The organism is Ruegeria sp. HKCCA4633, from assembly GCF_013034605.1.
GTDB lineage: Bacteria > Pseudomonadota > Alphaproteobacteria > Rhodobacterales > Rhodobacteraceae > Ruegeria.
Window position 1 is genome coordinate 985,579 of sequence record NZ_WQGJ01000001.1, and the last position, 21,479, is coordinate 1,007,057.

Annotated in this window: 18 protein-coding genes and 1 tRNA gene; 11 read left to right on the forward strand and 8 right to left on the reverse strand. The window is 56.4% G+C overall.

Features of this window, described 5'->3' with window-relative positions:
• The first annotated feature begins 11 nt into the window (after positions 1–11).
• Positions 12–848 carry an alkaline phosphatase family protein gene (locus tag GOV85_RS04920; RefSeq protein ID WP_171175571.1) on the forward strand — a complete coding sequence of 279 codons (837 nt, stop codon included), beginning with the start codon at positions 12–14 and terminating at the stop codon, positions 846–848.
• 30 nt (positions 849–878) lie between these two features.
• Here GOV85_RS04920 and GOV85_RS04925 read toward each other — a convergent pair whose 3' ends face one another.
• The 5 genes from GOV85_RS04925 to GOV85_RS04945 form a co-directional block, all read right to left on the reverse strand.
• Complete coding sequence (locus GOV85_RS04925) at positions 879–1,802, reverse strand: alpha/beta hydrolase (RefSeq protein WP_171175574.1); 924 nt, start codon at positions 1,800–1,802, stop codon at positions 879–881.
• Between the two features lie 12 nt (positions 1,803–1,814).
• Positions 1,815–3,704 carry an acyl-CoA synthetase gene (locus GOV85_RS04930; RefSeq protein ID WP_171175576.1) on the reverse strand — a complete coding sequence of 630 codons (1,890 nt, stop codon included), beginning with the start codon at positions 3,702–3,704 and terminating at the stop codon, positions 1,815–1,817.
• Positions 3,705–3,864: 160 nt separating this feature from the next.
• Positions 3,865–5,685, reverse strand: a complete 1,821-nt coding sequence (locus GOV85_RS04935) for an ABC transporter transmembrane domain-containing protein (protein WP_171175584.1) — start codon at positions 5,683–5,685, stop codon at positions 3,865–3,867.
• Positions 5,686–5,813: 128 nt separating this feature from the next.
• A tRNA-Gly gene (locus tag GOV85_RS04940) sits at positions 5,814–5,887 on the reverse strand.
• 105 nt (positions 5,888–5,992) lie between these two features.
• Positions 5,993–6,865, reverse strand: coding sequence for a MurR/RpiR family transcriptional regulator (locus tag GOV85_RS04945; RefSeq protein WP_171175586.1), 873 nt, complete (start codon positions 6,863–6,865; stop codon positions 5,993–5,995).
• Positions 6,866–6,968: 103 nt separating this feature from the next.
• Between GOV85_RS04945 and GOV85_RS04950 the strand changes: the two genes are divergently transcribed.
• The 7 genes from GOV85_RS04950 to GOV85_RS04980 all read left to right on the forward strand — a co-directional run bounded on the left by GOV85_RS04950 (position 6,969) and on the right by GOV85_RS04980 (position 14,820).
• The gene (locus tag GOV85_RS04950; RefSeq protein WP_245223221.1) at positions 6,969–7,754 is read left to right on the forward strand and encodes an N-formylglutamate amidohydrolase; all 786 of its coding nucleotides are present in this window, start codon (positions 6,969–6,971) and stop codon (positions 7,752–7,754) included.
• Between the two features lie 16 nt (positions 7,755–7,770).
• Positions 7,771–8,292 carry a TRAP transporter small permease subunit gene (locus GOV85_RS04955; protein ID WP_171175590.1) on the forward strand — a complete coding sequence of 174 codons (522 nt, stop codon included), beginning with the start codon at positions 7,771–7,773 and terminating at the stop codon, positions 8,290–8,292.
• The gene (locus tag GOV85_RS04960) at positions 8,292–9,617 is read left to right on the forward strand and encodes a TRAP transporter large permease subunit (RefSeq protein WP_171175593.1); all 1,326 of its coding nucleotides are present in this window, start codon (positions 8,292–8,294) and stop codon (positions 9,615–9,617) included. Before GOV85_RS04955 ends, GOV85_RS04960 begins: the two co-directional genes overlap by 1 nt.
• Positions 9,618–9,674: 57 nt before the next feature.
• A complete protein-coding gene (locus GOV85_RS04965; RefSeq protein WP_171175595.1) occupies positions 9,675–10,712 on the forward strand; it encodes a TRAP transporter substrate-binding protein in 1,038 nt (345 codons plus the stop codon).
• A gap of 60 nt (positions 10,713–10,772) precedes the next feature.
• A complete protein-coding gene (locus tag GOV85_RS04970) occupies positions 10,773–12,134 on the forward strand; it encodes a glutamine synthetase family protein (RefSeq protein ID WP_171175597.1) in 1,362 nt (453 codons plus the stop codon).
• Between the two features lie 90 nt (positions 12,135–12,224).
• Complete coding sequence (locus GOV85_RS04975) at positions 12,225–13,607, forward strand: aldehyde dehydrogenase family protein (protein WP_171175598.1); 1,383 nt, start codon at positions 12,225–12,227, stop codon at positions 13,605–13,607.
• A gap of 67 nt (positions 13,608–13,674) precedes the next feature.
• Positions 13,675–14,820 carry an iron-containing alcohol dehydrogenase gene (locus GOV85_RS04980; protein ID WP_171175600.1) on the forward strand — a complete coding sequence of 382 codons (1,146 nt, stop codon included), beginning with the start codon at positions 13,675–13,677 and terminating at the stop codon, positions 14,818–14,820.
• 58 nt (positions 14,821–14,878) lie between these two features.
• Here the strand turns inward: GOV85_RS04980 and GOV85_RS04985 are convergent, their stop codons facing one another.
• Positions 14,879–16,111 carry an HlyD family secretion protein gene (locus GOV85_RS04985; protein ID WP_171175602.1) on the reverse strand — a complete coding sequence of 411 codons (1,233 nt, stop codon included), beginning with the start codon at positions 16,109–16,111 and terminating at the stop codon, positions 14,879–14,881.
• Positions 16,108–16,512, reverse strand: a complete 405-nt coding sequence (locus GOV85_RS04990; protein WP_216599108.1) for a hypothetical protein — start codon at positions 16,510–16,512, stop codon at positions 16,108–16,110. The genes GOV85_RS04985 and GOV85_RS04990 overlap by 4 nt, the downstream gene beginning before the upstream one ends.
• Positions 16,513–16,697: 185 nt before the next feature.
• Here GOV85_RS04990 and GOV85_RS04995 point away from each other — a divergent pair, with 185 nt between their 5' ends.
• The 3 genes from GOV85_RS04995 (at position 16,698) to GOV85_RS05005 (ending at position 18,826) form a co-directional block, all read left to right on the forward strand.
• Positions 16,698–17,771, forward strand: a complete 1,074-nt coding sequence (locus GOV85_RS04995) for an FAD-binding oxidoreductase (RefSeq protein WP_171175606.1) — start codon at positions 16,698–16,700, stop codon at positions 17,769–17,771.
• The gene (locus tag GOV85_RS05000) at positions 17,768–18,421 is read left to right on the forward strand and encodes a DUF938 domain-containing protein (RefSeq protein ID WP_171175608.1); all 654 of its coding nucleotides are present in this window, start codon (positions 17,768–17,770) and stop codon (positions 18,419–18,421) included. The genes GOV85_RS04995 and GOV85_RS05000 overlap by 4 nt, the downstream gene beginning before the upstream one ends.
• 69 nt (positions 18,422–18,490) lie before the next feature.
• Positions 18,491–18,826: a carboxymuconolactone decarboxylase family protein gene (locus GOV85_RS05005; RefSeq protein ID WP_171175610.1), complete on the forward strand. Its 336-nt coding sequence runs from the start codon at positions 18,491–18,493 to the stop codon at positions 18,824–18,826.
• Positions 18,827–18,860: 34 nt separating this feature from the next.
• Here GOV85_RS05005 and GOV85_RS05010 read toward each other — a convergent pair whose 3' ends face one another.
• Positions 18,861–21,368 (reverse strand): FAD-dependent oxidoreductase, encoded by a 2,508-nt coding sequence (locus GOV85_RS05010; RefSeq protein WP_171175612.1) that lies wholly within the window; start codon positions 21,366–21,368, stop codon positions 18,861–18,863.
• Positions 21,369–21,479 lie beyond the last annotated feature (111 nt).

Genomic DNA, 21,479 nt, shown 5'->3' on the forward strand with positions numbered 1-21,479 from the left:
AAGGCTCGGGCATGGACCGCAAACTTCTGCTCATCATTCTGGACGGCGTCCCCTACCGTAATTTTCGCCGCCTGTTTGGCAATCTGGAAGGCTGGGTCGACAGCGGCGACGCGCGGGTTTGGAAGCTGCGCGCAGTGCTGCCCTCTACTTCGGCCAGCTGCTATGCATCGATCCATACAGGTGTGACACCGCAGGAACATGGCTGCACCGGCAACGGCAATGTTTTTCGGCTGAGCCACAAGGATGTGTTCAGCCAGGTCCGCGAAGGCGGCGGTGTAACCGGAGCGGTCACCCACAGCTATTGGTCGCAGTTTTTCAACCGCCACCCCTTCGACTATGTCCGTGACATCGAATATGACGAACCCGAAAGCCAGACCATCAACCACGGTCGTTTCCACACCATGACCGGCTATGGCAAAGACAATCAGATGACACCGTCCGATGTCGATCTGTACGGAACCCTCACGAATCTCTGCCTGCGCTTCGGGCTGGATTATGGCATCCTGCACGCCTGCACGTTGGACAGCATGGGTCACCGGTTCTTCCACGATTGCGAGGAAATGGACCACGCATGCTTTGTCGCGGACGAGATGCTGGCGCCCTTCATTCCCCGTTGGCGGCAACTGGGCTACGAAGTTATCGTGACCGCTGATCACGGTCAGGATGAACGCGGTCATCACGGTGGGCGAGGACCGCTGCAGCAGGAAACGGCGCTGTATTACTTCGGCAACGCGGACGGCCCCGACGCAGATACTATAATCGACCAATTGCAGTTGGCCCCCACGATCCTGCATCGCATGGGCGCGCCCGTCGCAGAAACGATGAAGGGCGAAGTTTTCTTGCGATAACGTTCATCCGCTTTTTAGGCGGTAAAGGACTTAGTAGTAAGACCAGATCCCCTGCCCCAGCGCTTCGATAGCGACCGAGATACGCTCAAAGCTTTCTGCTGCGCGTTTCACCGAGGTACGAGCGCGCAAATAGCCATGAACCAGGCCGGGCTCATTGATCCAATGGGCCTTACCTCCTGTCGCCGCTATCTTCTCGCAGTAGTTCGGCCCATCATCCCGTATCGGATCGCAATCTGCAGTCACCACTACTGTGGGCGGCAGGTTCGAAAAATCACTGTCCTGCAAAGGTAAATAGGTTGGGTCACCTTCGGGCTGATCCCCGGCGTATCGGACGGATTCATAGAACTTTATATCGTCCAAAGTCAGCAACGGGGCGTGGGCGTGTTCCAGGTAGGAGCCATTGGTTCGGTCCCCACCAAGCAGGGGAAAAATCAGCACTTGGCCCAAAATGCCGTCCAATCGGCCCCGCGCGTGATGGGACACCGCAGCGGCAAGGTTTCCTCCGGCACTGTCACCCGCCAAGATCAACGGGTCACCATATTCACGCGCTGCCCAGATCACTGCTGTCCAACAATCATCGAACTGCGCGGGGTGCACATGTTCAGGGCACAGCCTGTAGTCAACTGCGACCACACGATACCCTGTTTGCGCGCAAAGTTCAGCGCAGACGTCATCGTGGCTGTCCAGCCCACCCAACACAAATCCACCGCCATGGAAATAAACGACGGATCGGGTGGGCTGACCAGCGGTGTAGATGCGGACAGGAACTCCATCGGCTGTCAGATCCTGTGTTTCCACCCCGACAGGTCGCGGTTGGCGGAAATCCTGACACATGGTGTCATAGACGCGGCGCTGATCTTCGATTGAAAGATCAACCGCATCATCAGGATAGCTTTCAGCCGTGCGACGTATGAACGCCCAGGTTTCCTCGTCAATCAGGCGTTCATAATCCATTGTCCCTCCGGCTTACTCAGACCACTCCCACGGCTGGGTATATGCGCCCAGCACTTTCGAGACATCGTCTTCCGAAGATCCATTCGCGTCAAGCTGCGCGACAAGGCCACGCTTTTTATCATCGATCACCGAAACAACACGCGCCGATACCTCAGCTGTCTCAAGCGCACCATTATAGATACGTGTGATAGCCTGTTTACGCAGATCGGGCTTAAAGACCTTACCAACCGCAGTTTTGGGCAATTCGTCCAGAATGGTCATATGCTTGGGCTGCGCCGCACGTTCATGCACATGAACCTTGCAGTAATCCATCAGCTCTTTTTCCGTGACCGAGGCGCCTTCGACCAGTTCGACAAACGCACATGGCACTTCACCGGAATGCGCGTCGGGCTGGCCAATAGCGCCGGCAAACGCGACTGCGTCATGGCCCAATAGCGCTTCTTCGATTTCGGCTGGGTCAATGTTATGGCCACCGCGAATGATCAGATCCTTGGCGCGGCCTGTGATCCAAAGGTATCCGTCTTCGTCAAACCGTCCCAAATCACCCGTACGCAGGTATTTGTCATAATAATAGAGATCTACGTTCTTATCGGCCTCGGTATAGGTGTTGCCCGCATAGACACCCGGGTTCGAGATACAGATTTCTCCGATTTGATCGGTATCGCATTCGACCGGTCCCTCCGGCCCGCTTTGCAGGATTTTCACATCCGTATAGGGGAACGGAATACCGATCGATCCGATCTTTTTTTCACCATCCACAGGGTTACACGACACCAGGCACGTGGCCTCGGTCAGGCCATAGCCTTCGACGATCTTCACACCCGTGGCTTCTTCAAAGCGACGGAACAACTCAACCGGCAGCGGGGCCGAGCCAGAGAAAGCTGTCTTCACGCTTGAGATATCGGCATCAACCGGGCGCTGCATTTTGGCCGAGATGGCAGTGGGTACAGTGATAATGAAAGACACCTTCCAGCGTTCGATCAGCTTCCAGAAGTTGTCGAAAACGCCGTCTCCGCGATACCCGGCTGGTGTGGGGAAGATCACATGCGCGCCCGAGGACACGGCCGCCATCATAATCACGTGGACAGCAAAGACGTGGAACATGGGCAACGGGCACATGATGACGTCGTTTTCGTCAAACAGCAGCGTATGTCCCAGCCAGCCGTTATAGACGAGACCAGAATACTTGTGTTGCGCCACTTTTGGCATGCCGGTCGTGCCGCCCGTATGGAAATAGCACGCGACACGGTCTTCCTTGCTGTCTTCAAATGTCAGCGTCGTCGGCTGTTTGACCAACTCTTTATTAAAGTTCTTGTAATTCGCATGGGCGAGTTTTTCCCTGTCACCCATCTTGGGGCGCAGGAAAGGTACCAACCAGGACTTGGGCGGTGTCAGATAGCGGTTCAGGTCGATTTCCAGAATGGTGCTGACCTTGGGCGCGTGGCGGACCGCTTCCTCCACTTTCTGGGCCACATCCGTTTTTGGGAAAGACTTCAGCGTCACCACAACCTTGGCGCCGGTCTCGCGCAGGATGGCCGCAATCTGTTCCGGCTCAAGCAGCGGATTGATTGGGTTCACGATCCCGGCTACCGCGCCGCCCATCATGGTGATCAGCGTCTCGTTACAGTTGGGCAGCACATAGGCCACCACATCTTTTTCGCCCACACCCAGTGAACGGAAGAGGTTCGCAGCCTGATTAACCTTGTCCTGCAATTGTGACCAGGTCAGGGTCTCGGCTTTGTCGGTTGGTCCCGACAACAGTTGAAAACTGATGGCATTGTGGTTGGGAAACTTCTCTGCCGTGCGCGACAAGAGCTGATGGAAGGTGACGGGCAGATCCCGATCCTCCCACGGCATTTCCTGTTCCATGCGCGTTTTGTCTTCCAATCCCACAAAGGCCATGTGGTTCCTCCCGTTATTTTCTCCCGCATTTTGCGCAGGCTTGTTGTTCGCCTCCAAGATGGGATCAAAAACGAGCCCGCGCAAGCGAGGGCTTAGCTGTGACAGTGAGTAAAATGTAGAATGACGCTACGGCGGAAAGGGAAATGCCCGTGCGTCACCCTTATTCCGCGGCGACACCGTCGGTGAATTGCAACCGGGCCAGACGCGCATAGAGCCCGTCCTGAGAAACCAGATCGTCATGGCTGCCTTGCGCCACGATACGGCCTTCTTCCAGCACAACAATGCGGTCGGCTTTCTTCACAGTTGCCAAGCGGTGTGCAACGATCAGGGTTGTGCGTCCGGCCCGCATCTGGTCCACCGCGCCCTGTACCGCGCGTTCGCTTTCCGCATCCAGAGCCGAAGTTGCCTCGTCCAGCAACAGAACCGGCGCGTCGCGCAGAATGGCCCGCGCAATGGCGATACGCTGCTTCTGACCGCCTGACAGCATCACGCCGCGTTCGCCAACAAAGCTGTCATACCCTTCCGGCAAGGCAGCGATAAAGTCATGCGCGGCAGCGGCACGGGCCGCGGCTTCAACTTCGGCATCGGTTGCATCTAGACGCCCGAAGCGGATGTTTTCACGGGCCGAGGCAGCAAAGATCACAGGGTCCTGAGGAACCAGAGCCATATGCGTACGGAAATCTGCCCGATCCAGTTCTCTCAGGTCGTGGCCATCCAACGTGACCCGGCCCGAATTGGGGTCATAGAACCGCTGGATCAACTGAATGACTGTCGTCTTGCCCGCGCCGGAAGGTCCGACAAAGGCAACCGTTTCACCCGGATTGACCTGAAGCGAAAGATGATCCAGCGCAACGGTGTCGGGACGCGACGGATAACAGAAGCTGACATCTTCGAAGCGGATTTCACCTTGAACATCCTTGGGCAGGATCATGGGCTTGGCAGGATCGGTCACGGTGTCTTGCGCATTGAGAAGTTCGACCAGACGCTCTGTTGCCCCGGCAGCGCGTTGAAGTTCGCTCCAGATTTCGGACAGGGCCGCGACCGAGCCGGCCATAATGACCGAATAGATCACGAACTGCACCAGCACGCCTTCGGTCATCACGCCGTTGCGCACATCATTTGCACCCATCCACAAGACGCCGACGATGCCCGAAAAGACCAGAAAGATCACAATTACCGTCAGTACCGCACGGGTTTGAATGCGGCGCAGCGAGACCACATACGAGGTTTCGGTCATCTCTCCGAATTGCTTGCGGCTTTCCTGTTCGTGGGTAAAGGCCTGCACCGTCTGAACAGCGCCCAGAGCTTCACCTGCGTTTCCGGACGAGGCTGCAATCCAATCCTGATTCTCGCGGCTGATCACACGCAGACGGCGACCCAAAACCAATATCGGAACAATGACAATCGGGATCAATAACAGAACCAAACCCGTCAATTTGGCCGAGGTCAGCAGCATCAGCACCAGCCCGCCGAAAAACATCAACATGTTACGCAACGCGATCGACACCGAGGACCCAAGAACCGACTGAATCAGGGTCGTGTCCGTTGTGATCCGGCTGAGCACCTCACCCGTCATGATGCGTTCATAGAATTCCGGGCTCATCGCGATCACGCGATCGAACACGGCCTTGCGAATATCGGCGACAACGCGTTCGCCCAAGCGCGTGACCAGCGCGTATCGGATGCCGGTGCCCACGGCCAAAACAGCGGCAATGCCCAACGCGGCCAGAAAATACCAATCCAGCAGCTCGCCGTCCTGGATGCGAAAGTTGTCGATCACGCGCCGAACCGCCAGTGGCAGAGTCAGCGTCATGCTTGCGGTCAGAATCAACGCCAATGTCGCGCCAATCATCAAAAACTTATAGGGCTTCATGAATGGCCAGAGCGAGGCCAGCACCCCAATTTTCTTTGAGCGGGCCCGCTCTTCACTGGCACCGGGTGCAGCGGCTGGCGCTGGTTTACTGGCGGTTTGTCTTGCCATGTCGGGCCCTTATGGATTGAACTCTAGGAAGTGACCGCTTTCTTGGCCTCAGCCGCCCTTTTGGTCAAGCATGACAACAAGGATCAGCACCCCGAAAGGGCCATTTGACGCAGAAAAGGTTGGGATCTTGGAGCGGGTAGACGGAATCGAACCGACATAGCCTGCTTGGAAGGCAGGGGCTTTACCATTAAGCTATACCCGCAAATGGTTTGCGTTGGTTAAGTCATGCACCCGGGCGCGTCAAGCAGGAAGTCGCAAATTTTGCGCCTCAGTTTTAGAACCACAGCGCCCCGTCGTATTCGCCCCTTCAATCCTGGTTGCGGAATATTCGTGTCGAAGAAAAAAACTGCTCCAGTTCTTCGATCCGCTCTTTGCTTTCCTCCCACCGTGCTTCCTGTACTTCGGCAATCAGAGTCTCGGAAATCAGTTGCAGTGCTATCGTCGAATCCCAGCTCGAGGGAGCCTCGACCAAGGCGTGGAATGTGTAGTTGGCGGTCTTACCGATTGGTGAACCCCACTGGTCCGTAAACAAAACAACCGTTACGCCCCGGCTTGAAGCAACTTGCGCAAGTTTCTCCAAATGCGCTTCGTATCGCCGAATGTCGAAGATCACCAGGACCGAGGACGCATCCATGTCCAAAAGGTATTGCGGCCAGACATTCGCTGAATTGCCCAGCATAGTTACGTTGGGCCGGATGATCTGCATGTGATTGAACAGATAATCCGCGTTGGATCGGGTGATGCGGCCACCCACCACATAAAGATGCCGGTCCGTTTCAGCCAATAGCTGGGCGACGGTGTCGAACATCTCTTTGTCCAGACGCTCCAGCGTGTGGCGCATGTTTGTCCAGACGGCCTGCGCAAAGCGCGTTGTCGGGTGTTCGGCATCGTCATCGACAACCCAGGCATCTCGTTTCGAGATCGGTTTCTTGATCTGCGCTGCCACTTCTTCGCGCAGGGCATCCTGCAGGTCCGGAAACCCATCGAACCCAAGCTTGCGGGCCATGCGAATAACAGTTGGCGTCGAGACCTGAGCCGCAGCCGCCAGCTTGGTGATCGATTGCAGCCCTGCCATCGGATAGTCCTGCAATAGGACAGACGCCAACTGACGTTCTGATCGGGTCAAATCGTCCAATTCGTCCTGAATCCGCTGTTTGACCAGCTTTACAACGGCGGCCATCGACACCCTCGATTTTTAAATTTGTTACAGAATATTCCTGCCTGTAGTTTTGTCTACAGTAATTTTCTTGACAGGTACGAAGTTGCTGTAACAAATGCTACCTATGCGACAAGAAACCGAGTCATCCCTGCTGCAATCTGCCGAAGCCCCGGCAGCCCGTGTGCTGAATGCACGGGGCCGCGCGCCTGCAGTGTTGGTGTGCGAACATGCCAGTCGCTTCATACCTGCGGCTTTGCAGAATTTGGGTCTGGATGACGATGCGGCCCGGTCGCATGTCGCATGGGATATCGGTGCGATGGAGCTATCGATTGAGCTGATGGGGGCGCTGGATGCACCGTTGGTGTATTCGCGCGTCAGTCGCCTTGTCTATGACTGCAATCGCCCACCGGAACGCGAAGATTCCATGCCGTGCCTCAGCGAAGTGTTCTCAGTCCCCGGCAATATAAACCTGACCGCGGCCCAGCGCGCCCAACGGCTTCACGAGGTGTACGAACCGTTCCGACAGCTGTTGTCTTCAACACTGGACGCAAGACATGAACGACCGGTTGTCATCACGATCCACAGCTTCACGCCAGTCTACAAGGGACAAAAAAGGACGGTGGAGCTGGGCATTTTACATGATGAAGATGATCGGGCAGCCCAGATCATGCTGCAACAGGCGCAAGGATCAGGGCTGAGCGTTGCGCTTAACCAACCTTATTCGGCCACCGATGGCGTCACGCACACCTTGCGGGAACATGCGATCAAACGCGGTCTTCCAAATGTCATGATCGAAGTGCGGAACGACCTGATCGACACTCCAAAAGGTGTGAACCTCATGGCAGGTTTGCTAACGCCAGTCCTGCAATCGGTCATCACGGCGTTTTCGCGCACGGAGGCCAAATTATGAAAACAGAGGTATCGAGATGAAGTTTATGCGGGGATATGTGGCGGTAATCGACCGCACGAACCGCTGGGTCGGGCGCGTGATCATGTATGGCATTTTCGTCATGATGGGCATTCTGCTCTGGTCTTCGATCTCGAAAACTTTCTTTCTGCCATCACTCTGGACACTGGAAATGGCCCAGTTCGCAATGGTGGCCTACTACATGCTTGGTGGTCCGTATTCGATTCAGATGGGGTCGAATGTACGAATGGACTTGCTGTATGGTGAATGGTCTCATCGCCGCAAGGCCTGGACCGATGCGTTTACTGTCCTGTTTCTGATCGTCTACCTTATCGTTCTGCTGTGGGGTGGTTGGGACAGTCTGATGTACTCGTTCCAATATGGCGGCGAGCGCAGCGCGACGATTTGGAGGCCTTACTTGTGGCCGGTCAAGATGATCATGGTTATCGGCATCTTCCTGATGTTGCTGCAAGCCGTATCTGAATTGTTCAAGGACATCTTGCGCCTGCGTGGCGACGACATCCCGCGTGAGGTAATCTGATGTCCTACGAAATGATCGCCTTGCTGATGTTTGCATCAATGATGCTGATGATGCTGACCGGGCAGAGAGTGTTCGGTGCAATCGGCTTTGTCGCCGTGGTCTCGGCTCTCTTCCTGTGGGGGGATCGGGGTGGCTATGACCTTGGGTTTGCAGCCGCAATCAAGGTCATGAAATGGTATCCGTTGCTGACACTGCCCATGTTCATCTTCATGGGATACATTTTGTCCGAAAGTCGGATCGCCGATGATTTGTACAAGATGTTCCATGTCTGGATGGGTGGCTTGTCAGGCGGGCTGGCCGTTGGCACCATCGGGCTAATGGTGCTGATTTCGGCGATGAACGGACTGTCCGTAGCCGGAATGGCGATCGGTGCGACCATTGCCTTACCGGAACTTCTGCGTCGGAACTATGACAAACGTATGGTGACGGGTGTCATACAGGCCGGATCATCCTTGGGAATTCTTGTACCACCGTCAGTGGTTTTGGTTCTGTACGCGATGATCGCGCGGCAACCTGTTGGCCAGTTGTGGCTCGCTGGCGTGCTTCCGGGCCTGATGATGGCAGCGATGTTCATCATCTATATTGTCATCCGTTGCCGCATAACACCTTCGCTCGGTCCGGTTCTACCCGCCGAAGAGCGCGACATTCCGTTTCCGGAGAAGCTGCGCCTGTTGCAGTCTGGTCTGTTACCTTTGGGTATTTTCGCCGTAATGATGGTTCCGTTTGTGAACGGCTGGACCTCGCTGGTGGAATCTTCCGCCATTGGAGCCATCACGGCTATGGCAGCGGCGGCGTTGAAAGGTCGGCTGACGCGTAGGGTCTTTGAAAACTCCATTCGGCATACATTGGGCATTTCCTGTATGTTCATGTGGATCATTCTGGCGGCTCTGGCGTTTGGCGCTGTTTTCGACGGGCTGGGTGCGGTCAAAGCTATTGAAAGTCTTTTCACCGAGAAACTGGGCCTGTCCCCTTGGATGATACTAATCCTGATGCAACTCAGCTTTATCCTGATGGGAACATTCCTGGATGATACTGCCATGCTCGTCATTGTCGCCCCACTATACGTTCCGCTGGTGGGGGCACTGGGCTTCGATCTGATCTGGTATGGCGTTCTTTATACCATCACGACGCAGATCGCGTACATGACGCCGCCGTTCGGCTACAACCTCTTTCTGATGCGTGCGATGGCCCCTCCGGAGATTTCACTGCGCGATATCTACAGCTCCATCATTCCTTTTGTTCTGGTGATGGTCTGCGCCTTGGCCACCATCATAATCTTCCCGGAAATTGCGCTTTGGCTACCGAATTATGTTTACGGAAAATAAGTCACAAGACCCCGGAAAGGGGCGAAATTCTGCAAGATCAAACAGAGGAGAAAGACAATGACAACAAGACGCAGATTTCTAAGTTCCGCCGGTTTGGCAGGTGCTGCCACGTTGGCGAGCCCGGCAATTGTCAAAGCGCAATCAGCCATCAAGTGGCGCTTCCAGACCTATGCCGGCGGCGCGTTGGGAGAGCATGTAACCAAACCCGCAATCGACTACATAAACGCAAACGCCAATGGTGAGCTTGAGATCGAGCTGTTCTACGCCGACCAGATCGTCCCAACAGGCGAACTGTTTCAGGCTCTGCAGCGCGGCACGATTGACGGGGTACACTCGGATGACGATTCGATGGCGTCACCGACCCCCCTGCGTCAGTTCGGTGGTTATTTCCCGTTTGCAACCAAACACATTCTGGATGTGCCTGTGCTGTTCAATCAGTACGGTCTGGCCGATATCTGGCGTTCGGAATACGAAAAAGTCGGCGTGGCATGGTTGTCGGCTGCGGGTCAGGACCCGTGCAACTTTAACACCAAAAAGGAAATCAAAACGCTTTCCGATCTGGATGGTCTCAAACTCTACACCTTCCCGACCGCGGGTCGTTTCCTGGCCAAGTTCGGTGTGGTGCCGGTAAACATTCCTTACGAAGACGCCGAGGTCGCGGTACAAACCGGGGAACTGGACGGCATGGCATGGTCCGGTATTACCGAGGACTACACTGTGGGTTGGGCGGATGTGACAGATTACTTCCTGACCAACAACATTTCAGGCGCGTGGATCGGATCGTGGTTCGCCAACCAGGAACGCTGGGCAGAACTGCCGGACCATCTGAAATCTGTGGTTATGGCGGGTATCGAAGCGGGCCACACGTATCGCAACCAGTGGTACTGGGGTGGTGAAGCGGCCTTGCGCGCGAATGGCGACAAGCTGCAGCTGCGCCAGGTTCCGGCCGCCGAATGGAAAGAAGTCGAAAACGCAGCCATCGAATTCTGGGACGAGGTCGCACAGGAAGGTGAAGTTCACCAGAAGATAGTCGGCATATTCCGGGAGTATAACTCGGTTATCAACCAGGCCGGTGCCCCTTACACTTTCGATTAACATCAAAATCGGGGGGCATTGCCGTCCAGTGCCCCCTTTGAGAAGCATGAGGTTTGCTCCATGACCGCTAATTTGACCTTTGAAACCCTGACATCACGAGTGGCCAACGGCGAGATTGATACTGTTCTTGTTTGCCTGGTGGACATGCAGGGCCGCTTGATGGGCAAGCGCTTTCACGCAGGCCATTTCGTCGCCGGCGCATGGGAAGAAACACATTGCTGCAACTACCTACTGGCCACCGATCTGGAGATGGCGACACCCGACGGGTATGCCTCGACCAGTTGGGAACGGGGGTATGGTGATTATGTCATGAAACCCGATCTGAGCACGCTGCGCCCGGTTCCGTGGCTTGAGGGTACGGTCATGGTGATGTGCGATGTGCTGGATCATCACACCCACGAAGAAGTGCCGCACGCACCGCGTTCGATCCTGAAAAAGCAGGTCGCGCGACTGAAGGCCATGGGTTTTGATGCCATGTGCGCAACCGAGTTGGAGTTTTTCCTGTTCGAGAAGAGCTTTGATGAAATTCGTAAGGAAGGCTTCCGCAATCTGGAACCGATCTCGGGCTACAATGAAGACTATCACATTCTTCAAACGACCAAGGAAGAACACGTTATGCGCCCGATCCGCAATCACCTGTGGGACGCGGGAATACCGGTCGAAAACTCGAAGGGCGAGGCTGAGACCGGGCAGGAAGAACTGAATATAAAATACGCGCCTGCGATGGACACGGCCGAGTATCATTCGATCGCCAAGAATGGCGTGAAAGAGATCGCCTGGCAGCACGGGCATGCGGCAACGTTCCTGCCGAAATGGCATCATGACAAGGTGGGCAGCTCCAGCCATGTGCATCAGTCACTTTGGGCTGATGGAAAGCCGGCTTTCTTTGATGCGAATGATGAGCTGGGCATGTCGGATCTGATGAAAAGCTATATGGCGGGTCTGCTGAAATACGCCGCCGATTATACCTATTTCATGGCCCCCTACATCAACAGCTACAAACGATTCATGAAGGGAACCTTTGCGCCGACGCGGATCATCTGGTCGGTCGACAATCGCACCGCCGGATTCCGGTTGTGCGGCGACGGCACCAAGGCCGTTCGGATAGAGTGCCGAATTCCGGGTTCAGACATGAACCCTTATCTGGCATTGGCCGGGATGCTGGCCGCTGGCATCGCAGGGATTGAAGAGGGATTGGATCTGCAACCGCCTACCACAGGAGACGTTTATCAGGGTGATACGGGTATGATCCCGGGCAACTTGCGCGCGGCGCGGGATGCTCTGCACAGCTCGGCCATGTTGCGGGAGGCGATGGGAGACGAGGTCGTCGATCACTACTCGCGTGCAGCGGAAGTTGAGATCGAGGAGTTCGAGCGCGTGGTCACAGACTGGGAAGTCGCCCGCGGGTTTGAGCGAGCGTAGGGTTCTGGCTGGGGGCTCTGCCCCCAGACCCCCGAGGTATTTTTGGCCAGATGAAGCAGGGATCCTGCTTATTTACTACATGGAGTGAACATGGGGCAGATGTTGAAATGTGTCTCACCGATTGATGGATCGGTTTTTGCGGAACGAGAGGTGTTGTCTCGGGACGAGGCGTTTGGGGTAGCGAGTCAGGCGCGGGGCGCGCAAGCGGCCTGGGCAGCGCGGCCCTTGCAGGAACGGATTGATCTAGTCATGGCTGGCGTAACGGCCGTGGGTGCGATGAATGACGAAATCGTGCCAGAACTGGCCCGTATGATGGGCCGTCCCGTACGTTATGGCGGTGAGTTTGGTGGCTTCAATGAACGCGCGAGCCACATGGCGGAGATTGCCGAGGCATCTCTGGCAGACATCGCGGTGGGGGAAGACGAGACATTCAAGCGTTACATCAAACGCATTCCGCATGGGGTGGTGTTTGTGGTGGCACCCTGGAACTATCCGTATATGACGGCGATCAACACAGTCGCCCCGGCATTGATTGCGGGAAACACTGTGGTCCTGAAACATGCCACCCAGACCCTATTGGTTGGCGAGCGGATGGCGCAAACCTTTCATGCAGCAGGCGTCCCTGAAGAGGTATTCCAGAACGTATTCCTGAGCCATGACGTCACCCATGACCTTATTGCGGGCAATGCGTTTGACTTTGTGAACTTCACCGGCTCGGTCGGCGGTGGACAGGCGATGGAACGCGCAGCGGCTGGAACATTTACCGGCGTCGGGACCGAGCTGGGCGGCAAGGACCCGGGCTATGTCATGGAGGATGCCGATGTGGATGCCGCTGTCGATACGTTGATTGATGGCGCGATGTTCAATTCGGGCCAGTGCTGCTGTGGGATCGAGCGCATTTACGTGCACGAAAGCCTTTATGACGATTTTGTCGCCAAGGCGGTGGAGATCGTGAAGGGATACAAGCTGGGTAACCCGCTGGACGCTGAGACCACCATCGGACCTATGGCCAACGCGCGTTTCGCCGATGAAGTGCGGGCACAAATTGCCGAGGCCATTGAGGCAGGCGCGGTTGCGCATATCGAAGCCTTCCCTGAGGATGATGGCGGCGCTTATCTGACCCCTCAAATATTGACCAATGTGACCCACGACATGCGCGTGATGCGGGATGAGAGCTTTGGACCGGTTGTGGGCATCATGAAGGTCTCGTCTGATGACGAAGCAATCGCGCTGATGAATGACAGTGAATTTGGCCTGACCGCCAGCCTCTGGACCCGTGATGTAGATCGCGCAACGCGAGTTGGCGACCAGATCGAAACCGGCACGGTGTTCATGAACCGTGCGGATTATCTGGACCCCGGTCTTTGCTGGACCGGCTGCAAGAACACCGGGCGCGGCGGCGGTCTGTCGGTTATTGGCTATCACAATCTCACCCGTCCCAAATCCTACCACCTGAAAAAGGTCACGGTCTAAGGACGATGGTCTGCTCGGGTTTGACCCCCTCCCCCGAGCAGACCTCGAATACTAAAGGAAACCTGACATGTCACTTGTTGGAAACTGGTCCTATCCGACCGCAATCAAATTCGGCGCAGGGCGTATCAAGGAACTGCCCGAAGCCTGTGCTGCGGCAGGAATGAAAAAACCCCTTCTGGTTACAGACAAGGGCTTGGCAGATCTGCCGATTACTTCGGCAACGCTGGATATCATGGACGCTGCCGGTTTGGGCCGCGGACTGTTCAGTGATGTGGACCCCAACCCGAACGAGAAGAACCTTGAAGCGGGCGTCGCCGCATATACTGCGGGAGGGCATGACGGGGTGATCGCCTTTGGCGGAGGTTCGGGGCTGGATCTGGGAAAGATGGTTGCTTTCATGGCCGGCCAGACGCGCCCTGTTTGGGATTTTGAGGATATCGGTGACTGGTGGACGCGCGCCGATGCGGATGTGATTGCGCCGATCATCGCGGTGCCAACTACGGCCGGTACGGGGTCGGAAGTGGGACGTGCCAGCGTCATCACCAATTCAGAAACCCATGCCAAGAAGATCATCTTCCACCCAAAGGTGCTGCCAACCGTGGTGATCTGCGACCCCGAACTTACCGTGGGAATGCCCAAATTCATCACTGCAGGTACCGGTTTGGATGCATTTGCGCACTGCGTTGAAGCCTTCTCCAGCCCGCATTATCACCCGATGAGTCAGGGCATTGCTTTGGAAGGGATGCGGCTGGTGAAGGATTACCTGCCGCGCGCCTATGCCGACGGCACCGATATTGAAGCCCGCGCCCAATTGATGAGCGCAGCAGCCATGGGCGCGACGGCCTTCCAAAAAGGGTTGGGCGCGATCCACGCAATGAGCCACCCGATTGGTGCGGTGTTCAATACCCACCACGGAACCACCAACGCGGTTTGTATGCCCGCTGTGTTGGAGTTCAACGCCCCCGCCATCGCGGACAGGTTCCAACAGGCAGCGGCTTATCTGGGCATTGATGGTGGCTTTGACGGCTTCCGCGCTTTTGTGCAGGAATTCAACGACAGCCTCGGCATCCCGCGCACCCTTTCTGATCTGGGCGTCACCGAAGCTTCGATCCCCGAGCTGGTTGAAGGCGCGATCATTGATCCCTCTTGCGGGGGCAACCCGATCGAGTTGACGAAAGAAAACCTGACGCAATTGTTCAAAGCAGCACTTTGAAACAGAAAGGCCCGGCAATACCTGCCGGGCCTTTTACATTTGGTTCCCCAGGGCCGGATCAGTGCCCGGTCAGCACCAGAGTATTCACCGGCATCAGGATCAATCGCAGGCGCAGACCTGCGGCATGGACCACACCGATCGTGTCGACCACATGCAGGAAGGCGGCCTCCCAAAACCCAAGGTGTTCGTGCTCCAACCGCTCATGGTTGTCCGTGTAGACATTGGCCAGGCAGTTGCTGCCCGGTGGAATGTCATCGGCCATTCCTTTGTATAGCGGCTCCATAAAAACAAGGATCGATCCGGGATTTTTGTTGGTCTGCACATCGCGCAGCTCGTCCGAAGGACGGAGTTGGCCGGAAGGAATGACATCCTGAACTTCGACCACAACCGTCGGGATCACGGTGAACGGCTTTGTCATACAACCCAACTCACCGATCATGCCCGGTTTGATGACTTGGGCAGACAGTTGGCTGAACGCAGCTTGGAACCGGTCATGTCCCGTATGGGACGGCACCAGAATACCAGCGGGTCGCAGCAACGGGCTCACATAGTCACCGACTTGCAAGCTAAACTGTTCAACCCGTCCGGTAACACCGGCGAGGATAACTGTTTTGTCCAGCTCGGTTTGCGCGGCGTCCAGTTGTGCAATCGCGCTGGCCAGTTGGGCTGGGATCAGTTCTTCGATCTGCTGCTCAACGGCTGCACGTTTGGCTTCAGCGGCAACAACCTGCGCCTCTCGCTCGGCGACCAGGTTTTCCAGGCGCTCAATCTCGGCTAGTCTTACAGCACTTGAGCCTTCGTCCCGCAAAGTCGTGTTACGCTCCAAATCCTCAAGCGCCTGCGCAAGAGTTGCTTTGGACCCGGCAATTCCAGCTTCGGCCTCGGCCAAATCGGTTTCCGCCACCTTAAGCGAGGCCTGGACCTGCGCGATCTGTGCATTTGCCGCCTGGACCTGTGCGGTTTGGCTGAAATCTTCGATCCGGAAAATCGGCTGACCCGCTGTGACCAACTGGTTGTTCTGGACGAAAACCTCTGAAACACGCCCGCCCAGCTGCGGCAGGATCGTCACTGTACGGAAATAGGACGCAGCCGTTTTGCTGGCCGGGTGGAAGTAAAACAGCGTGGTAATCACAGTCAGCGCCAGAATGGCACATGTCGTCAGGCCCCAACGCAGTTCGTACCACATGGTAAACAAAGTGATTTCGTGGCCTATACGTTTACCCTGTACAAACCGACGGAACAAATAATCGGGCAGCACCGTAATCAGGGCGCAAAGCATGGTCTCGATCATTTACTTTGCTCCTGCGCTTCGCTTGCTTCTGTAACGGGTGCAGCCGGAGCAACAGCCTCGGGCACGGGGTCCGGTACAGGCGATCGGCCAAGGGACCGAATGGCATCAGCAATGTTCTTGAGTGGTGTGGCAAAGTCCGGGAATTGGAAACCCGCGACCAGAATGGCGGCAACCCAGAAAAGACCGTTATGCGTAAACAGCGCAAGCAGCGCCAAAATACCAACCAATTGAAATTGCGGGTGGTTGTTTTCATGGGCCATTTTTTCCGGCACAGAATGGAGCGTCAGGTACCCGACACCGATCAACACCACCAAGACGACAAAAAAGACGACCATAGCTGAAAACAAGTAGTCGCTTCCGTCAGCTGCGACAACGTAACGGGGAATATGCCCAGTGGCCATTGGATGAAGGTCTGCTGCAGTCACCTTGCCCTCCTTAAAATTTTGATACGTCTTTGACCGGGTTGAAGCGTAAATTCAAGGCTGCTTATAGTCTGGAAACCAAAACGCAAGGCGAATGAAGGGCTTAGGGGGTAATTTGCAAACAATGAGCACCAAACGCATTTTTTCCAGAATGCGTGAACGTCATGATTGATTTCTTGATCATAGGAGGTGGTATCGCCGGTCTCAGCGCTGGTGCGCGCCTGTCGCAGCACGGAACCGTGATGGTGCTCGAGGCCGAGGATGCACTGGGCTACCACGCATCGGGCCGGTCTGCGGCGATGTTTGAAGAAAGCTATGGGCCGCCTTCGGTGGTGGCTCTTAACAAGGCAGGCGCTGCCTTCCTGCACACGCAGAACGGTGGGTATCTGACGCCGCGCGGCCTGATGCTGATCGGCGCACAGGATCAGTCTGACCTGTTTGCCGCCGATCGCCGTGACCTGAACATGACGCACATATCGGTGGATGACGCCATCGCACGCGTTCCGATCCTGAACCCCGACCAGGTGGGCTTTGCGGCCATCAGCGAAGCCGCTTTTGATATCGATACAGATCGTTTGCTGCAGGATTTTGCCCGAACCATTCGGAACAACGGCGGGACGATTTCGACCAGGCACAAAGTCACAGCGATCCGCAAGGACGTGCATTGGATCGTCACCGCGGGTCAGAATTTTGAAGCCCGGAATGTGGTCAACGCCGCCGGGGCGTGGGTTGACCAGATTGCCGATCTTGCGGGCCTTCCCCCAATCGACATTACCCCACGCCGTCGTTCGATGGCACGATTGCCCGCCCCCGGTGGGCATGATGTTTCTGGCTGGCCCATGATGCTGGGTGTCGGGGAAACATGGTACGCCAAACCCGACGCCGGGAAACTGCTTGTGTCCCCGTCCGAAGCCGACCCGGTTCCCCCGCAGGACGCCTATGCCGACGATATGGTACTGGCAGAAGGTCTGGCCCGGTATGAGGCATTGATGACCGAAGCCGTCACGCGGGTCGAAACAAATTGGGCCGGGTTGCGCAGTTTTGCACCGGACGGAACTTTGGTGCTTGGAAGAGACCCACTGGAACCCTCCTTCATCTGGAGCGCAGGTCAGGGTGGCTATGGTTTCCAAACCGCACCTGCGGCGTCTCAATTGCTTTGCGATCTGGTTACAGGAGCTCCTCCTGCCCTTGATGCAAAGAATGTTGCGATGTTGTCCCCAGACAGGTTGAAACGATGATCAAACGCAACCTCCCCTCCTCTGCCAGCGTCGCCAATGTAGCCCAAGATGGCAAACTGGTCGCGCCCGCAGCCACGCGAAACTCCGACGCTTTGTGTGCATTGCTCCGTGATTGGGCTCCGCAACGGGGACAGGCGTTAGAGATCGCCAGCGGGACGGGTCAGCATATCGCGGCTTTTGCAACCCTGCTGCCGGGTCTGACGTGGCAACCTACGGAAATCGATCCTGAACGACGCGCTAGTATCGACGCCTACACGCGCGATTTGCCAAACGTTGAGACCGCCGAAGAACTGGACGCGACCGCCTCGGGGTGGCATGCCCGCTTTCCCGAACGAAACATGATCGTTTTGGTTAACCTGATACACTTAATCAGCTGGCAAGAAACGCGAACGCTCATCACTGAGGCCGCCACGGCGCTCGGGTCCTCTGGTCGATTTGTTTTATACGGACCATTCAAGCGATCAGGCCTGCTTACAAGCGAAGGCGACAAGAGATTTCACGAAGCTCTGATCCAGCAAGACCCGGACATTGGCTACAAAGACGACACAGATATTGTTGCGCTTTTTGAGGATGTCGGCCTGAAGGTTTTGGACACGGTCAACATGCCCGCCAACAACCTTGCATTCATCACATCGCGACCAGCAACCTGATCGAGATCAAAGTCAGATCCCCGCCTCCCGCTTCATATTCCATTTGCGAAATATGAAAAGGCATCAGCAATGGACTGGCAAGAAAAACTCTCGGAAACTCGCAAGAGCCTTCGCAATCTCAACGGGTCAATTCCCGAAACAACGCGCGCCTTCGGATCGCTCGGGAAGGCCGTCAAGGAAGGCGGAACGCTCGACTACAAATCAAAGGAATTTATCGCTTTGGGAATGTCGGTCACACTTAGATGCGAGCCTTGCATCACCCTACACACAGAAGCCCTGATCAAAGCAGGCGCAACAAGAGACGAAGTGTCGGACGTACTGGCTATGGCCATTCAAATGGGTGGCGGGCCAGCCATGATGTACGCCGCAAAGGCGCTGGAGTGTTTCGACGCGCTTTCTGCGTAAAAAAAGGCCCCGGGGTGCCGGGGCCTTTCTTCGATCAACCGTCCTTACGGATGGTTTCGTTTTTCGGGTCGTAGGGGCTGTCGCAGGTGACAACTGCATCCCAAAGTTTGTCCTGCATTTTGACCTTCAGCTTGGTACCCTCGACGGCCAGATCGGGCTTCACATAGCCCATGCCGATGGATTTCTCGAACGCCACCGAGTAACCGCCCGATGTCAGACGGCCCACACGCTCACCTTCCGGGGTGTACAGCGCTTCGCGACCCCACGGGTCAGCATCTTCTGGGCCGTCGATCAGCAGGGTGCAGCACTTAACGCGTACACCGGTCTCTTCCAGCTTGGCCTTGCCGTAGAAGTCCTTGGACAGATCGACAAAGCGCGGCAGGTCAGCTTCCAGCGGGGTCGCATCACGGCCCAGTTCGGTGCCGAAGGCACGGTAGGATTTCTCCTGACGCAGCCAGTTCTGGGCACGTGCGCCGACCAGCTTCATACCGTGTTTCTCACCCGCTTTTTCCAGCAGGTCGAACAGGTAGTTCTGCATTTCGATCGGGTGATGCAGTTCCCAGCCCAGTTCACCTGTATAGGCCACGCGGATCGCGTTGACCGGGCACATGCCCAGTTCGATCTGACGGGCCGACAGCCACGGGAAGCGCTTGTTGGACAGCGCGGTTTCTGGATCGGCGTCCTTGATGACCTCTTTCAGAACGTCGCGGGACTTGGGTCCGGCGATGGCAAAAACGCCCCACTGAGTGGTCACGTCCTGGATTTCGATATACCCGAACTCCTCCATCTTGTCCTCGGCCGCCTTGCGCAGATAGTCGGCGTCGTATTCGGTCCAAGCACCGGCAGAGACGATATAGTAGTTGTTCTCACCATTGCGGACGATGGTGTATTCGGTGCGGGTGGTGCCGTGCGACGTCAGCGCGTAGGTCAGGTTGATGCGACCGACCTTGGGCAGCTTATTGCAAGTGAACCAATCCAGGAACTGGGTCGCGCCGGGGCCTTTGACGACATGTTTGGTGAAAGCCGAAGCGTCGATCAGGCCAACGCCTTCGCGGATCGCCTTGGCTTCTTCGACGGCGTACTGCCACCAGCCACCACGACGGAACGACCGGCTTTCCTTGTCGAAGTTGTCAGACGCATCGACGGGGCCGAAATAGTTCGGACGTTCCCAGCCATTGACCCAGCCGAACTGTGCGCCGCGTGCTTTCTGACGGTCATAGGCCGGAACGGTGCGCAGCGGACGGCAAGCTTCACGCTCTTCGTCGGGGTGGTGCAGGATGTAGACGTGTTCGTAGCACTCTTCGTTCTTGCGCGCCGCAAACTCGGTTGTCATCCAGTTGGACGAATACCGTTTGGGGTCCAGCGAGGCCATGTCGATCTCGGCTTCTCCATCGACCATCATCTGCGCCAGATAATAACCGGTGCCACCAGCAGCGGTGATACCGAAGCTGAAACCCTCGGCCAGCCACATGTTGCGCAGACCCGGAGCCGGGCCAACCAGCGGGTTGCCGTCGGGGGTATAGCAGATCGGGCCGTTGAAATCATCTTTCAGGCCGGAGTCAGCGCAGGAAGGCACCCGTTCTGCCATCGCCATATACTGATCTGCGATACGATCAATGTCCAATGGAAACAGATCGGCACGGAAGCTGTCCGGCACGCCGTATTCGAAGCGCGCTGGTGCCCCGTGCTCGTAGATACCCAGAATCCAGCCCCCGCGCTCTTCGCGCGCGTAGGATTCGTTGTCGGCGTCGCGCACAACGGGGTGCTCGGGGTTGCCGGCTTCACGCCATTTGACCAGCTCGGGGTCTTTGTCCATGACGATGAAGGTATGCTCGACCGGGATTGCAGGCATCTTGATGCCCAGCATCTTGGCGGTGCGCTGCGCATGGTTGCCCGATGCAGTCACAACGTGTTCGGCCGTGATGACGACCTGCTCGTCGGATGGGACAAGGTTGCCGCCCTGTTCGACCATCTTGGTGCAGGTGACTTCCCAATGGGTACCGTTCCAGTGGAAGGCATCAGCCTGCATTTTGCGGACGATATCAACGCCTCGTTGGCGGGCACCTTTGGCCATGGCCTGCGTGACGTCTGCGGGGTTAATATAGCCGTCCTCGGTGTGATAGATCGCACCTTTCAAATCGCCGGTTTCGATCAGCGGCCAGCGCTCTTTGATCTGATCCGGGGTCAACCATTCGTATTTTACGTCGCATGTCTCAGCAGTGGATGCATAGAGCATGTATTCGTCCATACGATCCTGCGTCTGTGCCATGCGCAGGTTGCCGACCACCGCAAAGCCCGCGTTCAGGCCGGTTTCTTCTTCGAGCGTCTTGTAGAAGTCGACCGAATACTTGTGGATGTGGGTCGTCGCGTAAGACATATTAAACAGCGGCAACAGGCCAGCTGCGTGCCATGTCGAGCCCGAGGTCAGCTCGTCCCGTTCGATCAACATCACATCGTCCCAGCCTGCTTTGGCCAGGTGATAGGCAATCGAGGTTCCAATGGCGCCACCGCCAACGACCAGTGCTTTGACTTGGGTTTTCATAACCGGGCGTCTCCCCTTGAATTCAGCTGACACCATATGGCGCAGTTAAGGGGCGACGCGCGACATTCATCCGACCAGTGATGGGAAAAAAACGACCCTAAACCCGAATGC

Excerpts from the sequence above, each read along its gene's own strand:
- GOV85_RS04985 (WP_171175602.1), bottom strand. The coding sequence starts at position 16,111 with ATGATCGAGACCATGCTTTGCGCCCTGATTACGGTGCTGCCCGATTAT.
- GOV85_RS04960 (WP_171175593.1), top strand. The coding sequence starts at position 8,292 with ATGTCCTACGAAATGATCGCCTTGCTGATGTTTGCATCAATGATGCTG.
- GOV85_RS04935 (WP_171175584.1), bottom strand. The coding sequence starts at position 5,685 with ATGGCAAGACAAACCGCCAGTAAACCAGCGCCAGCCGCTGCACCCGGT.
- GOV85_RS04965 (WP_171175595.1), top strand. The coding sequence starts at position 9,675 with ATGACAACAAGACGCAGATTTCTAAGTTCCGCCGGTTTGGCAGGTGCT.
- GOV85_RS04975 (WP_171175598.1), top strand. The coding sequence starts at position 12,225 with ATGGGGCAGATGTTGAAATGTGTCTCACCGATTGATGGATCGGTTTTT.
- GOV85_RS05000 (WP_171175608.1), top strand. The coding sequence starts at position 17,768 with ATGATCAAACGCAACCTCCCCTCCTCTGCCAGCGTCGCCAATGTAGCC.
- GOV85_RS04990 (WP_216599108.1), bottom strand. The coding sequence starts at position 16,512 with ATGGCCACTGGGCATATTCCCCGTTACGTTGTCGCAGCTGACGGAAGC.
- GOV85_RS05005 (WP_171175610.1), top strand. The coding sequence starts at position 18,491 with ATGGACTGGCAAGAAAAACTCTCGGAAACTCGCAAGAGCCTTCGCAAT.
- GOV85_RS05010 (WP_171175612.1), bottom strand. The coding sequence starts at position 21,368 with ATGAAAACCCAAGTCAAAGCACTGGTCGTTGGCGGTGGCGCCATTGGA.
- GOV85_RS04995 (WP_171175606.1), top strand. The coding sequence starts at position 16,698 with ATGATTGATTTCTTGATCATAGGAGGTGGTATCGCCGGTCTCAGCGCT.
- GOV85_RS04925 (WP_171175574.1), bottom strand. The coding sequence starts at position 1,802 with ATGGATTATGAACGCCTGATTGACGAGGAAACCTGGGCGTTCATACGT.
- GOV85_RS04920 (WP_171175571.1), top strand. The coding sequence starts at position 12 with ATGGACCGCAAACTTCTGCTCATCATTCTGGACGGCGTCCCCTACCGT.
- GOV85_RS04970 (WP_171175597.1), top strand. The coding sequence starts at position 10,773 with ATGACCGCTAATTTGACCTTTGAAACCCTGACATCACGAGTGGCCAAC.
- GOV85_RS04950 (WP_245223221.1), top strand. The coding sequence starts at position 6,969 with ATGCGACAAGAAACCGAGTCATCCCTGCTGCAATCTGCCGAAGCCCCG.
- GOV85_RS04980 (WP_171175600.1), top strand. The coding sequence starts at position 13,675 with ATGTCACTTGTTGGAAACTGGTCCTATCCGACCGCAATCAAATTCGGC.
- GOV85_RS04955 (WP_171175590.1), top strand. The coding sequence starts at position 7,771 with ATGAAGTTTATGCGGGGATATGTGGCGGTAATCGACCGCACGAACCGC.
- GOV85_RS04930 (WP_171175576.1), bottom strand. The coding sequence starts at position 3,704 with ATGGCCTTTGTGGGATTGGAAGACAAAACGCGCATGGAACAGGAAATG.
- GOV85_RS04945 (WP_171175586.1), bottom strand. The coding sequence starts at position 6,865 with ATGGCCGCCGTTGTAAAGCTGGTCAAACAGCGGATTCAGGACGAATTG.